A 14038-nucleotide genomic window follows, 5' to 3' on the forward strand; every position below is an offset into this window, starting at 1 on the left:
GTGCCTCTGCATCTTGATATTTCTGGAAGTTCAAACCACAATCTTTTTAATTTATTGCGTGTTTCTATTTAGTTGTAGCAAAAAGACTAAATATGTGAAATTTTTTCATGGTTTTCTGTAAAAGGTTCCTGTAAGGAGAATAAGATGGCTAAAGTGGCTTCGAATACGGCTAAAAATGGAAATAGTAGCAGGCAAAAGTCCTGCAAATATCTCAATGAGATGGCTTTATGCAATGCACTTGAGATGGCAAAGGAGTTGATCTCAGTAATAAATAAAGTCCCTGTCACTGTTTTCCTGTGGCGTCCCGAGAAGTACTGGCCTGCAGAGTTTGTTTCTGAGAATATAAAGCAGTTCGGGTATACGGTAGAAGAATTCACATCAGGAAAACTTCTTTATGGGAACATTGTGCACCCTGACGACCTTGAAAGGGTCGAAAGAGAGCTATCAAGAAGGATTGAAGAAGAATACGTTGACTTCTCTCAGGAATACCGGATACTGACAAAGTCCGGAGAAGTACGCTGGGTTGATGAAAGAACCTTTATCGAAGCCGATGAGAACGGGGTCGTAAAGTACCTTAAAGGCATAATCCTTGATATTACCGGACGAAAAAGAAAAGAGAAGTTGCTTTATATCCAGAGGGACCTTGGAATTGCTCTGAGCACTTCAACTCACCTGGATGAGACGCTTGACAGGTTGCTTGATTCATGTCTCCAGATAGATGAAATCAATGCTGGTGGTATCTATCTGATTGATGAAGAGACCGGCGATATGTCTCTTGCTATCCATCGTGGCCTTTCCCCTATCTTTGTCGAGAATGCCTCTAATTTTAGTGCAAGTTCTCCAAATGCCAAGCTCGTTATGATAGGGCAGCCTGTCTATAAGCAGCACATAGACCTTCTTCTAACCTCTAGAGATGAGGCGCTCCGGCAGGAAAAACTCAGGGCTACGGCAATAATTCCTGTAAGGTCCGGAAAAAAGGTTATTGCTGCCTTTTATCTTGCTTCGAGGATAGAGTATGAACTTTCGGATAGCGTGCGCACGGTTATTGAAACCATTGCAACCCAGTTTGGGGTTTTTATTTCCCGTATCCGACTTGAAGAAAAACTAAAAGAATGTGTGAAGAAGCGAAAGTCCTGATTTTTTATTCCAACTGCATTTTATTTGTAGGTTCCGTAATTTATAAGTAAATTTATAGGAAGAAGCGTAAAACCTATGAAATCTTAATTTCATGGGTATAAACGTCAACTTTCTCAACATTATTTTTGATATTCGTTGCTTTCATATGCACCATCGTCTAATATTATATTAGATTAAGATATGTGAAAACCAAGCAACCTTTTTCCAAGGGTTTGCCATCAGGCTCTATAGGTCTTGAATAAACCCACTGTATCAAGTTCGTATTCATGTAAAGCCGAAACTGACGTCATGTAAAGCTTAAACGGACGAATGGACATAACTCAGTAGGGATGGTATAGCCCGAATTAACACTTATGGAGATGCCGATGGTTTTCTATGAAGTGAGAAGCTGCTAAGTCTTTAGCTTAGGGGTAGTTCATAAATATTGCCCATATATTTATAAGTAAAATTTATAAATTTTATCTCCATAAACCGTATGGGGAAATGACTGAAAATATCAGTGGATCATCAGTATATTTTTTCTTTCATAGAATTAATTGAAAAATGTCTAAATATAGTATCTGGAATGGTTTGATGTAAAAGATCTCCTTGTGGGGTCTGACTGAAAGTTACAACATCTGGTGGGGGAATATGACAGAAGATCTTAAAGATAAGATTTGTGAATACCTTGCAACTCACTATTACCTGAACTTCGCAACCTTGAGCCCTCAGGGCAGGCCGATGGCTCATACAATGGCGTATGTTTCCAAAAACGAAATTGTATACCTGGCAACAAATAAAAACACCCGGAAAGTCCAGAATATCATGCAAAATCCGCAGGTAGCATTTACTGTTGATGAGGATGATCCTGACTGGTTTGATATGCAGGCACTTCAGGTAGAAGGCAGGGCATCGATAGTTATCGATGAGCGGGAACTGCGGGAAATCGGTGAGATCATGACAGCCAAATTCCCTATTACTGCAGATATGCCGCCTGATCCGGATACTATCATGATAAAAATAGAACCCGAGGTTGTCTATTATCTGGATTATAGCATTGAGTTCGGGTATAGGGTAAAGGTTGATTTCTGAAACAGGTTGATTTCTGAAACAGGTTGATTTCTGAAACAGGTTGATTTCCGAGAACAATGTAGGCTAAAAAACGACATTTTTTTGTTTTTATTTCTATTTACAGGCCGCTTTTTTTTGAATATTGCCTCAAACGAAGGTCCAGAAACAAAAAAAATAATAAATAAATAAAGATTCTTTTTTCATAAATACGGTTATTCCGGCGGGATCAGCACTTTGTCTATTGCGTGGATTACCCTGTTGTCGGCCTTGATATCGGTCATTGTGACGTTTGCATCCCCAACTTTTACTCCATCGGTTATATTGACCGGGAATTTGCTTCCCTCCAGTGTTTTAATGGATGTCATTTCCATCAATGGATGCCATTCCCACCACATTAGCGGCTATATACATTCCTGAGGCCACATGGTAGGTAAGCACTCTGGTCAGGGTTGCCTTATCTTTAAGCAGGCTGTCGAGCATACCTGCCGGAAGGGCGTTAAAGGCGTCATCGGTAGTGGCAAAGACCGTGAAGGTCCTTTTCCACTGAGGTTTTCCTCAGGCCCTGCAGTTTTTATGGTCGTAATAAGAGTTGTGAAGAAACCGGCATCTTCCGCAGTTTGAACGATGTTCTTATCCGACACTGTTTCGGTTTTATTTTCGCCAGCTATATCTTCTGCTTCTTAAACAATACTTCCAGCTTCCTCAGTTACTTTCTCGACTATTTTACCGACTTAATTTTCCGCTTCCTGTGTAGGGCTTGAACAGCTGGAAAATAATATATATATTAAATGCTATATTCTCATCTACGATAGATGCTAAATTTTATATAAGATTATCTGATCTGAAATCAAAATAAATGTCTTTTTTTAATTTCTGAACCAAAATAAGTGGTAATTTAATATTTAAAACATAATATTGGCATTAATTCTCAAAAAAAGCTTTTTTACCCTATATTTTTCCCGACTCTCAGCTTCTGAATTTATCAGGCACTGTATTTTTACCCATTATCTACCTCTCCAGATCTTTGATATTCTTAAAAATCAATATTATCCTCTTTTTGGTCTAAATAAGAGTTAATTATACTTATTTATTCATGATAGGTTATTAAAGTACACAAATATCTCTTTTGGTACAGAATTCTAACGCTTAAATATATAAATTTGTACTGCAAATAATCTTGCTGGTGAAAATATTATGGTAAAGATAAACGAAGAGATGAAAACTGCTTTTTCAAAAGTAAAGATCTTCCCTGTTGCAACGGCTTCAAAAGATGGCGTTCCTAACGTAGTGCCTATAGGTTTCTGCCAGCTTGTGGATGATGAGACTATCTGGATTGCAGACAACTTTATGGTTAAATCCCTGGCAAACCTGGAAGAAAATCCGAATGTTGCAATTTATGTGTGGGGTCCGGAAACAGGCGGATGCTTCCAGATAAAAGGAAAAGCTACAATTATCAGTTCAGGTGAAAAATTCGATAAAATGAAAGCAATTGTGAATGCTGCAAAGCCAGGTCTTCCTGCAAAAACCCTCATAGAAGTCGGGATAAGCGACGTCTTCCAATGTGCTCCCGGTCCTGAGGCCGGAAAGAAACTTCTCTAACCGGAAATATACCCTGCATAAAAATATTTACCGGTCAAAATAACCATTTATACAGGTATCCTGTCAAATAAGTGCATTAATGAATAATACAGGGTCCCAATCTGAAGAATACAAATAATCGGGAGTGAGGATATGGTTGAAAATAAAGGAAAACCTCCTGTTTTTTGTGAAAAGTTCTGCATAGTCTGTAAAGGTGCAAGAGCAGGCAATAGTGTCTGCAAGTCTATTCAGAACCTTGAACTGAAGATCTTTGGGAAAAATGGCTGTATCTGGGGAGCTGCAAGGACAAAGTATTACGGAGTTACTCCTGATAAAAAACTTCCTGAGAATTCAAAAAACAAGTAAATTCAACAAATATTGAAAGGAGCAGGTACAGGTATAAATGAAATGATTTGAGGAAATTTTGGAAAAATATGTGAGAAAATGAGAGTGGGGGCAGGACAATAAATAAGTGTAGTTGTAAACCTGCTCAGGTTTGGTCTGTATGCCGATACTGGGCTGCTGAAATCTGAAGTCTATAGAAATATTCGGGAACTGGCTACATTTTCCGATGGAATCCTTATTTTCATAAGAACGTTCAGGAATTTCCCTCAGCTCTGGTATGAAAATTATATACCTGAAAGGAAGTACTGAAATTGCAGAGCAGTTCTATTTTAATGTCAGAAAAAGAGTAATCGTAAAATGATTCTGGAGAGAGTTAAGTTTTTGGAAGAGCTTATTTATGTTCTTTCTAATTTTTCCGTGACACTATGGATATAAATAGAAATATCAGTAATATATTTCTCTCTAAATTTATTTACTAAATTTGCTAAATTTTATATAGTTTCTTTTCTTTTTAATATTTTATAATACACTTAACTTTAAGCTCCTTTTTAGTTTCAAGTCTTTAGAGGTGTCTACAATAGATATCAGCAAAAAGGTTCTTATAATAACCCTCTTAATTTTTGCCGTCCTTACGGCTGCGTTTACGTTCACGCACAACATGCAGCTGTCCAATTTTTTGGAGCTTGAGCAGGCTGATACTTTGGAGAATGTAGAACGTGTGCAAAACGCAGTCTCCACCCGACAGGGGTATATTGATTACATTGACCAGGACTGGGCTTGCTGGGATGATACCTACCAGTTTATCGAAGATAGAAACCAGCAGTATATTGATGTGGACCTTCAGAATGAAACGCTTGCAGGGATTAGAGTTAATGTAATGCTTTTTGTTAATGAGTCAGGGAATGTGGTCTATGTAAAATCGGTGGATGTTAATTCTGTAGAAGAAATGCCGGTTCCAGCAGGGCTTCTGAAAATGATCGAGGACGGAACTCTTTTGACAAAAGGAGAAGACGATACTATAAGTGGTATTGTTTTGCTCGATGAAGGCCCCATGTTTATTGCATGTCATCCGATTCTTACGACAAAATACGAAGGACCTTCGAAGGGCACTCTCATTTTCGGGAGGTTTTTTGACAATTACCTCCTTGAATCCTTCAAAGACACTACTCGCTCTTCCCTGTCTATGTACAGGACTGATCGGGAAATGCCTCCCGATTTTCAGGAGGCACTTAATATATTTTCGGAAACTCCTGACACGATCCTTGTGGAACCTCTCAGTGAAGAGAAGGTAGCAGGTTATTTTGAGTTAAGGGATATCTCGGGCCAACCTGCCCTAATCATCAGAGCCGACTTCCCAAGAGAACTCTATTTGCATGGTGAGAAAACCCTAAACTATATGTATTTTTTCCTTTTGCTAACCGGGCTTGTGACAGGGGTCGGAGTTAAATTTGCACTTGATAATCTCTTTGTTTCAAGACTGGTTGAGATTGACAATTTCGTTACAAAAGTCAGGTCGGAAAAAGATCTCTCCAAACGTTTATCCTTGAAAGACAGTGACGAGCTATATCGCCTGTCAAAGGAAATAAACGGAATGTTAAACGAGATCGATCTAGCAGAGCAGGAGTTAAAGGCCCAGGAACGCGAAAAAAAAGTCTTGCTTGATTCACTCAACGAACTTGTTGTTTTTGTGAGCCCTGAAATGAAAATAATATGGGCAAATAAAGCTGCCCTTTCATATATGCAACTGGATCTTGAAAATGCAGTTGGTGTTTATTTAAATGCAATTAAGGTTGTACATGGTCAGGTGGTCGAGTATTCCCGGCTTGAACATGTTTTCGTGACAGGTAAGAAAAAGTCCGGAGAGTTTACTTCAAAAGACGGGAAGATCTGGTTTTTCCAGGCAATTCCTGTGACTGATGAAAATGGAAAGATTATAGGAGTTATGGAAACTCGCAGAGACATTACGGAAAGGAAGAAAGCCGAGCAACTTCTTCAGGAAAAACAGATTGCAGAGGTCGCAAACCGTACGAAGAGCGAATTTCTGGCAAACATGAGTCATGAACTGAGGACCCCTCTTAACTCAATCATAGGGTTTTCCGATCTCCTGTATGAAAATGTTTACGGGGAACTTAATGTAAGACAGCTAAAGGCTGTAAGGAACATCTCCAATAGCGGGAAACACCTTCTTAATCTTATTAACGATATCCTTGATTTATCCAAAGTAGAAGCCGGAAAGCTCGAACTCGATTATAAAGAGTTTGAGCTTGCCAGTGAACTTAATGCAGTCAAAAATATGTTATCCCCTATTGCAGGCAGGAAACATATTAAGGTTGAAATCCAGGTGGATCAAAGCCTTACAACAATCCGTGCTGATGAAGCTCGTTTTGTTCAGATCCTGTACAACCTGCTGGATAATGCTATAAAGTTCTCGCACGAAAATGGACTTGTGAAGATAGAGGCAAGAAAGAAGGGGGATCTGTTAGAAGTGATGGTTAAAGACAATGGAATAGGGATCAATGTTGAGGATCAGAACAAGCTTTTCAAACCTTTCAGTCAGGTAGATTCCTTTTCCTCAAAACAATTCCAGGGGACAGGTCTTGGACTTGCACTTGTTAAACAGCTTGTTAACCTGCATGGGGGATATGTCTGGTTCAGTAGTAAAATAGAGGAAGGAAGTACCTTTATTTTCACACTTCCGATAAACGGAGATAAAAAAACGGAGACAACAGTGAAATCAAACCCCTTAAAGGTGCAGAAACGGCTGAAAACCCGGACTTTTAAGGGGAACTCGAAAATGGATTGAATCGAAGCCAAATTGACTGAAAGCCGTTTGGTAATGCTGATTCATCCTTAAACCATAAATTTTTTAGTTTATGGCTAAAAGGAAAGCTCCTCTATTTCCTGACAGCAATCAGTTCTGGAAAGTGTTATTTTGATCTTATACATTTCTACCTGAGATTTCTCTAAATTAGATGCTTCAACCCTATACGCTTTCACAGGATCTCTCTGGAGGCTTAAAAGTTCTTCCAGAGTAAAAATTGCATACTGATTTTTTCCTTTTCGGCATTTTCTTAACTGGTCATAATCAAAATAAAGGTTATCGTAACTTACCACATGGTTGAACCATTCAATTTGAATTGGAAGACTGGACAAAAGGGGGATTGCAGATTTGAAATAGTTCCTGCAAACTTTGTTTTTTGATAACTGGCACCAGTTATCTATTGTGAAATGTACCTTTCCGGCTTCAACCATAAAAACAACAGGGTAGATTTTACAGATTATAGGTTTGAAATCACGGCATTCGCATACTTCGGTTTCTTTGTTCAAAAAAGGACATAATTCTCCAAGCTTTAATACGTGAACAAGAGTTCCATCGTCCATTTTTAAAATATCCAGATACCTTAGCTTGAATTCGGAAACACTTATACCCATTTTTTTTGCCATATATTCTTTTTCTCCAGGGAGCAGAGTTCCGATTTTATTGTACTCGCAAGCTCCTCCGCAGTTCCTGCAAATATTAATAGTATTCTGGTTACTTCCACTAAATATCTTGTGGAAGTTCTCGTACATATGTATAGGTATCTTTTTAAATCTCAATCTAAAAACCTCGGCCATGTAAAACTGAGTGTATTGGTTACATTTTTATTAAGTTATATTTACACCTATGCCTCCTAAAGCTTATTTTGTCAAGCTTAAATAATGAAATAACAAGTTTTACTTGTAAATAAAAATATTAACAGATTTATAGTTCCCGAAAGAGAAATTGGGTATAAAAAATTTACCAGTCTAACCTAAATTTTTTATGATTTAAACTATATGTAGCAAAAATCTTAATTCTCTTGAAAAAATAGTGTTACTCAGGGACCCAAAATTTAATCTTCTCTAGGCAAACAAAGTTGCCCTCAAAAACGAGGATCTGTTAACGGTTGAGACTAAAAAACTGACATATTACAGCCCTCAGGCTGCGGATAAGAACATTATCCAGAAACCCCGATACTCTCAGGCTCCCGACTGACGAATCAGGAGTTTACCTCTTCTGAGGGACGAATCAGGAGTTTACCTCTTCTGAGGGACGAATCAGGAGTTTACCTCTTCTGAGGGAAAGACCTGGCTTCTCAGGTTAAAGCCCATGTGTGGCGGAAACCGGAGATTCTATTGCAATTTTGGAAACTGGGGTAGAAATTACGGTACGGAAGAATATGATAATATTTACGGGGAACTTAATGTAAGACAGCTCAAGGCTATCGTGAATATCTCAGGTAGCGGAAAACACCTGTTGAACCTGATTAATGAGATCCTTGATCTTTCAAAAATAGAAGAAGGAAGCTTTGAACTGCATTACAGCACTTTTTAGCTGACTGAAGTATTTGCTGAAGTTCGGGATGTACTATTCCCATTTGCCGCCAGTAAAGGAATAAAAATAAAGTTTGAAATTGAGAATAGCCTGCCCAGAGTTTTTGCAGATAGGGAGAGAATCATGCAGGTTCTCAGCAACCTGATGACAAATGCAGTCATATTCATGTGTCTTCGGTTAAGAAAGGAACCATAATAAATTGCCCTATTTCTACAACAGTTATCTAAAATTTTAATATAATATGGGCTGGAGCAGAGTATCGATTTTAGGTAAAGAGGGTAAAGTTTGAGATCGATTTATAGTACAAAATCGATAGCTTTCGGGCAAGAAAACTCCTTAACCGAGATCAATGCAGTCATATTTTCAAATGAAAACGGGTGTGTAAGAGTTAAAGCAACACAAAGCAACGACTTTATAAAGATAGTTGTATCTGATGAAGGAATAGATATTGCGGCAGTTGATCATGACAAACTAAGCCTTTCAGCCAGATAGACTCTTCCTCTTCAAAAAAGTATCCGGGAACCGGACTTGGGCTTGCTCTGGTAAAAAAATTGTACAGCTCCACGGTGGCAGCATCTGGTTTGAAAGTGAAGTTGGAAAAGGAGCATCTTCGGTTTTTCTATCCCCATTAGACAGGAATGAATAACTCCCAAAGTTAAAATAAGATAGGTCGGAAATGTCAATACCGACCCGATTGTATTTTTTGATAGCTTTTTGGGATTTTTTTCCAGGACACTGGCGCATTTTTAATCTGCATGCCTAAATCTATGAAATACTCGTTATTGTAGTAATACCAGATTTCCACAGCCGGGTATGTACAATCACTGTACTGGTCATAATCGATATCCGGGGAATCTGCAGGTATCAGTTTTGAGCTTTTGTCATCATAATAAGGCCCGTCAGTAGGGTCCAGAGGGAACCATTCTCCATTCTCGCAAACTTCAACCCAGGCGTGCCCACCGCTAATATCTCCAAAATCGACTTTTCCTATGGCAACCCGCACTGTACTCTCGTCGTATTCTTCTGAAGCTATCAGAAGGGAAGCCAGAGAATTTGCCTGTTCCTCACAGTCACTTGCAGGTTTACCATATACCGGGTTGCCGGAATAAGCAGGAGTTTCTTCCAGAAACTCAGTTGGGGTAAGCCACTTTTCCTCAACATTGTTCAGAGTTTCGTCTGATACCCAGGTCCAGGAGAGGGCAGCATCATAAATCTCGTACTTGTCATCGAGATCATTTTTTTCGAGGTAAGAGTTTACAGCTTCAGCATCCGGGGTGACATATGTCTGATAGTTCGGTGTTGTCTGATAGTTCGGTGTTGTCTGATAGTTCGGTGTTATATCTTCCTGTTGCCGTGCCTGTTCTTCCATGAAATTATTCAATTCTTCTTTGTCAGGGATTCCTTTTCTAACAGGCTTTTCTCTGGCCATGGAAGGAGGTAAATGATCCGGTTTTTCCCTCCTTAAAGTTGGCTGGCGATTTTGCTTCATAGCTGGCTGGTGATTTTGCTTCATAGCTGGCTGGTGATTTTGCTTCATAGCTGGCTGGTGATTTTGCTTCATAGCTGGCTGGCGATTTTGCATCGTATCTACTTCCCCGGCAGGCAGGTTGAATTTCCAGTTCCAGCTTTGAACAGGATTATTTTTATTTTCAATAGTATCTATCAGATTGAAGTACCAGCTTCCCAAAATCTGGCTTTCAATGGATGTAGGGTAAGAAGTAATATTTGCAGTGGTCTCACTGGGAATAACACTCCTGGAAATAGCTTCATAAATACTCGTTATGCAATCGGTTTCCCGGTTAGTTCCGGAATTTCCTGCCCTCAGGTTTTCACAGGTACAGACAGATACAGCCAGTATAAAGACAACCAGCAAAATTATACCATTTTTTTTCATTCTGTTACCTACCATCCGGCTTTTCCCCTTTGTCTTCTTTTTCGATCTTCGGATATTGATTTTTTCTTATTTCTTCATACGAAGTTCATTTTTCCTTTCAGTGGTTTTAGATTTTTACGGGCTTGCAGGGCTCGGTTTAGACAGTTTGGAAACCCCCTCATAATGCCTGTACAATTCTCTTCCCCAACGCAGAGCTCCATCTTCGGAACATATCATGAACTGACTGCTCAGTTTCCCACTATTCAGGAAAAGTTCTGTTGCCATAAACCGGTCTGTTACCACAAAGATAGGCAGGTTCACATTCCTGCTGCAAACAAACAGCTTCGTATTTTCAGCTTCCATAATTTTTTTTGTTTCAGCAGGAAAATTATTGAATAATTTCTCAGCTATAGGCTCTGTCACACATAAAGAGAGCTTCAAGCCTTTTTTTGCAAATTCTGAATAAAGGAACAGGATTTTCGGATGCAAACAGGAGAAAAAAACCGAAATTTCCTCTGACGTTCTTAAATTATCCATAATTTCCTGAGGGATTTCGAACATATGCGCTGTATCAGATTTGATCAGTTCAAACCTGCCCAGCTCTTCTAACCTTCTCAACAAAAAGTCGGGCACAGGGGTAAGGTCCTGTTTCTTCCAGTAATCCATATTTTCTTCAAAGAAAGTCAGTGAATCCAGAAATCTTTTCAGATTATCAACTATCGGTATTGTCATACCCGATAACTTATATTTTCCCTCTTCTTTCTCAAGAAACCCGAAATCTAAAAGTTTTTTTATATGGAACCTTAATGAAACAGAACTTATGTCAAGTAAACTTTCGATCTCTTCAAAATTTCCTGGTTTCTTTTCTATAAGTAAGAGTATATCTCTCCTTTTTTCAGAGAGAATTGCTAGGTCAATAATATTCATTTTATCCCATTTCCGGCCTTCATTCCCTGATTTTTCCCTGGCAAAAAAATTAAGAAAGGTTTGATCCTTTCTTTTAAACTCCTATCTTCCCGGTTATTCGTACCTCAATGCGTCTACTGGCTTTAGTTTCGAAGCCCTGTAAGCCGGGACTACTCCTGAAGCCACACCTATTACGATTGCCAGGATAAGCCCGAAAGCCATCAGGTCAGAAGCAAGGGATATGCCTGAAGAGCTTCCCCCTCCTCTCATCAGGGTCACGCCCAGGTAAGGGAAGAGGGTGGAAACAAAACCTCCAAGAATTACTCCAAGGATACCACCAACAAGACCCACCATTGCAGAGTTAAAGAGGAATATCATAAGAATGTCCTTATTTTTTGCCCCAATGGCTTTCATAGTCCCTATCTCTTTTGTTTTTTCAAGGACAGAAGTAAACATAGTGTTTGCAATACCCACGGCTCCTACAAGGAGGGATACGGCTGCAATTGCTCCGAGGAAGAGGGTCATCGAACTCGTCATTTCGGTAACAGACTCAGCCATGGATTTTGAGGCGCTGACAGAGAAGTCCTGGTTGTCTTCCTGGATAATGCCCCGTGAAATCATGAGCTTCGCCTCGATATCTTCCATCAGTCCGTCCACAAGGTCTTCACTCTTGGCTTTCACCGTGATTGTATCGTAGACATCTTCCTCTGCATCGTCAATCAGGTTTACTGCCGCATCGATTGGCATGTAAATGCTTCTGTCACCCTGGCCTTCTTCTGTAAGGATACCGACAACTCTCACTGATTTTCCGTTGATTGTTATTACTTGATTGATTCCGATTTCCTGGTCATAAGTTTCAGTGGCAACGCTGCTTCCGATGACTGCGACATATTTGTCTGAAGGTTCGAGCAGCCTTCCTGATTGTGTTTCGAGCGTGGTCATGTACTGCCAGACCTGCGGGTCGACTCCTGTGATTGGCATAGTTGCATTTTCCCCTGAATAGATCACAGGTTCGCTGCCGGAAATCTGTCCTGCAATGTACTCTATACCGTCAAGGCCTTGAAGCGCATCAATATCATCATCCGTTAATTCGACATCTGTTGTCGTACCACCTCCTCCTCCACGTTCTCCGGGACCGGGCATGTTTGACGATGCTTTTGTATATCCGGGGGAAATAGTTATCAGAGTCAAGTCCATTTCAGCGAGCCTGCTCTGAACCTGCTCTTCCATAGCGTCCCCGAGGGAGAGGATGCCTACAACAGACCCGATTCCTATAACTATCCCAATAATGGTCAGCCAGCTACGGAGCTTGCTGTGTACAAGCATGTTCAGGCCCATTTTCAGGTAGGTTGAATTTCTCATCTTGCATCCTTCCGTTTTCTATGGATGTTTATTTTTCAGTCTCTTGGAGGTTTACAGTCACATTTCTGTTTCCAGGTTTTTTATCTCCGGATTTTTTCTCTTTCTTTGCCAGTATCTTTTCCTGTATTTTCTTCCGGTACACGAATAATCCACCCGCAAGCACTATTAACGCAATATAGGGCAGATAGAAACTCAGACCGCTGCTACTGCTAGATGTCCTCGGTCCGCCAGGCGCTGCAGAAGATGAGGTCATCTCGAGTTCTACTTCCTTATCTACAGTTATTCTTTCTCCTTTTGCATCCGTGTATTCAATCTGGACTTTCAGAGGATTGTTTTCAGCGGAAGCAGCAGTTAAATTTCCTCCTTCAGCACTTGCTTTTGCTTTACCCGATGTTCCTCGTTCCTGAGCCATTCCTGTATCCTGTGTACTTGTTACATCAAAGGAAGCTATTGTGTAGTCTCCTTTCTCAAGATTTCCTACAATTGTTGAGGAACTTCCCGATACCTTGTAGTTGTCCTGGTCTGGAACCGATACTTTCACTGAGTATGCAATATTGTTTCCTACGTTTGCAACTGAAAGAGAAATCTCTCCAGCATCGCTTTCCGAGAAGGCTACATCGAAGTCGGTCTCTCCCCCTACGAAAACTCCTGCTGTAGTATTGATAATTTGTTCATTGGAGTCATAGTCTTCAAGAACAAGCTTTATGTCAAGAGTGTAAAGTCCCGGATCTGCGTTTACATCTGCCATTACAGAGTAAACAACAGTTACGGATTCCCCTGCATCCAGGTACTTGATATATTTGGTGTTGTCCGAGTATACCGGGAGGATCACGCCGTCACGGTCTGTCCAGGAAACAACCATGTTTTTCAGAGGGGAAGTTCCGGTATTCGTGATGATGAATTCCAGAGTCTCTTCCTTTGCTATGTCAATGTTTGCCTTGTCTATGGTCACAATCTGAGCGTATTCTTTACCCCTTATCTCAAGCTGGATGGTTTTTGTAGTGGTGTATGTAGTTGCCGAAGACCCGGATCCGCTTTTTGAAGTAGTGATGATGTCTATATCATATGTACCGGCAGATGCATTGGAGTCTGTCATTAGCTTGAATTTAAGGATCCCACCCTCGTTGTCATCCTGCCGTGCATTCAGATAGGAGATACCTTTTTTAAGGGATTGGCCGGAAATCTCGGTGAAAGGGTATTCCGGATTGACTGTAACAGTGATGTCTTTTAGATCATTATTTCCTACATTCTGGACGCTAACGGTAAGTTCAACAGGTTCTCCAGGACGGGCAACATCAGGGTTCTGGTTTGTCAGGTTCACCAGCAAGGATGAGGAATCTATATTTCCGTTTGAACCAAGGGCTGTCCCCGCTCCGAGGCATATAATTGCTGAAAGTAGCAATAAGAGCGTGAGTAAAGAAAATCTTTTCATT

General features: G+C 40.2%; 13 protein-coding genes and 1 pseudogene. 7 read left to right on the forward strand and 7 right to left on the reverse strand.

All coding sequences use genetic code 11. From position 1 onward, the window contains the following. The first annotated feature begins 144 nt into the window (after nt 1-144). Together MSWHS_RS06150 and MSWHS_RS06155 are read left to right on the forward strand one after the other, a co-directional pair. Nucleotides 145-1137, forward strand: coding sequence for a GAF domain-containing protein (locus MSWHS_RS06150; protein WP_048126868.1), 993 nt, complete (start codon nt 145-147; stop codon nt 1135-1137). A 630-nt stretch (nt 1138-1767) separates the two neighbouring features. Further along, nucleotides 1768-2208 (forward strand): pyridoxamine 5'-phosphate oxidase family protein, encoded by a 441-nt coding sequence (locus tag MSWHS_RS06155; RefSeq protein ID WP_048126870.1) that lies wholly within the window; start codon nt 1768-1770, stop codon nt 2206-2208. A 191-nt stretch (nt 2209-2399) separates the two neighbouring features. On the opposite strand, the gene MSWHS_RS21930 is transcribed toward MSWHS_RS06155, so the two are convergent. Together MSWHS_RS21930 and MSWHS_RS21935 are read right to left on the reverse strand one after the other, a co-directional pair. After that, a complete protein-coding gene (locus MSWHS_RS21930; protein WP_255350513.1) occupies nt 2400-2558 on the reverse strand; it encodes a fasciclin domain-containing protein in 159 nt (52 codons plus the stop codon). Next, a pseudogene (locus MSWHS_RS21935) lies at nt 2539-2712 on the reverse strand (fasciclin domain-containing protein); the annotation flags it as partial. The gene MSWHS_RS21930 and the pseudogene MSWHS_RS21935, both read right to left, overlap by 20 nt. Before the next feature lie 669 nt (nt 2713-3381). Between MSWHS_RS21935 and MSWHS_RS06165 the strand changes: the two are divergent. The 3 genes from MSWHS_RS06165 to MSWHS_RS06175 all read left to right on the forward strand — a co-directional run bounded on the left by MSWHS_RS06165 (nt 3382) and on the right by MSWHS_RS06175 (nt 6913). Then, nucleotides 3382-3786: a pyridoxamine 5'-phosphate oxidase family protein gene (locus MSWHS_RS06165; protein ID WP_048126871.1), complete on the forward strand. Its 405-nt coding sequence runs from the start codon at nt 3382-3384 to the stop codon at nt 3784-3786. 132 nt (nt 3787-3918) lie between these two features. Then, nucleotides 3919-4131, forward strand: a complete 213-nt coding sequence (locus MSWHS_RS06170; RefSeq protein WP_048126872.1) for a hypothetical protein — start codon at nt 3919-3921, stop codon at nt 4129-4131. A 547-nt stretch (nt 4132-4678) separates the two neighbouring features. Next, on the forward strand, nt 4679-6913 hold the full coding sequence (locus tag MSWHS_RS06175; RefSeq protein ID WP_048126874.1) for a CHASE4 domain-containing protein: 2235 nt from the start codon (nt 4679-4681) through the stop codon (nt 6911-6913). A 74-nt stretch (nt 6914-6987) separates the two neighbouring features. Here the strand turns inward: MSWHS_RS06175 and MSWHS_RS06180 are convergent, their stop codons facing one another. After that, nucleotides 6988-7725 carry a YkgJ family cysteine cluster protein gene (locus MSWHS_RS06180; protein WP_231585612.1) on the reverse strand — a complete coding sequence of 246 codons (738 nt, stop codon included), beginning with the start codon at nt 7723-7725 and terminating at the stop codon, nt 6988-6990. 514 nt (nt 7726-8239) lie between these two features. Here MSWHS_RS06180 and MSWHS_RS06185 point away from each other — a divergent pair. Both MSWHS_RS06185 and MSWHS_RS21280 read left to right on the forward strand, forming a co-directional pair. Next, a complete protein-coding gene (locus MSWHS_RS06185) occupies nt 8240-8464 on the forward strand; it encodes a hypothetical protein (protein WP_048126878.1) in 225 nt (74 codons plus the stop codon). A 285-nt stretch (nt 8465-8749) separates the two neighbouring features. Continuing rightward, a complete protein-coding gene (locus MSWHS_RS21280; protein ID WP_048158861.1) occupies nt 8750-8956 on the forward strand; it encodes an ATP-binding protein in 207 nt (68 codons plus the stop codon). Nucleotides 8957-9143: 187 nt separating this feature from the next. On the opposite strand, the gene MSWHS_RS06195 is transcribed toward MSWHS_RS21280, so the two are convergent. From MSWHS_RS06195 to MSWHS_RS06210, 4 genes are all read right to left on the reverse strand, one after another. Further along, complete coding sequence (locus MSWHS_RS06195) at nt 9144-10373, reverse strand: transglutaminase-like domain-containing protein (RefSeq protein ID WP_048158862.1); 1230 nt, start codon at nt 10371-10373, stop codon at nt 9144-9146. 99 nt (nt 10374-10472) lie between these two features. Further along, the gene (locus tag MSWHS_RS06200; protein WP_048158863.1) at nt 10473-11264 is read right to left on the reverse strand and encodes a winged helix-turn-helix domain-containing protein; all 792 of its coding nucleotides are present in this window, start codon (nt 11262-11264) and stop codon (nt 10473-10475) included. Between the two features lie 93 nt (nt 11265-11357). Beyond that, on the reverse strand, nt 11358-12605 hold the full coding sequence (locus tag MSWHS_RS06205; RefSeq protein ID WP_048126885.1) for an ABC transporter permease: 1248 nt from the start codon (nt 12603-12605) through the stop codon (nt 11358-11360). A gap of 28 nt (nt 12606-12633) precedes the next feature. Next, a complete protein-coding gene (locus MSWHS_RS06210; RefSeq protein WP_048126887.1) occupies nt 12634-14037 on the reverse strand; it encodes a COG1361 S-layer family protein in 1404 nt (467 codons plus the stop codon). Between the last annotated feature and the right edge of the window lies 1 nt (nt 14038).

The organism is Methanosarcina sp. WWM596, assembly GCF_000969965.1.
Lineage (GTDB): Archaea > Halobacteriota > Methanosarcinia > Methanosarcinales > Methanosarcinaceae > Methanosarcina.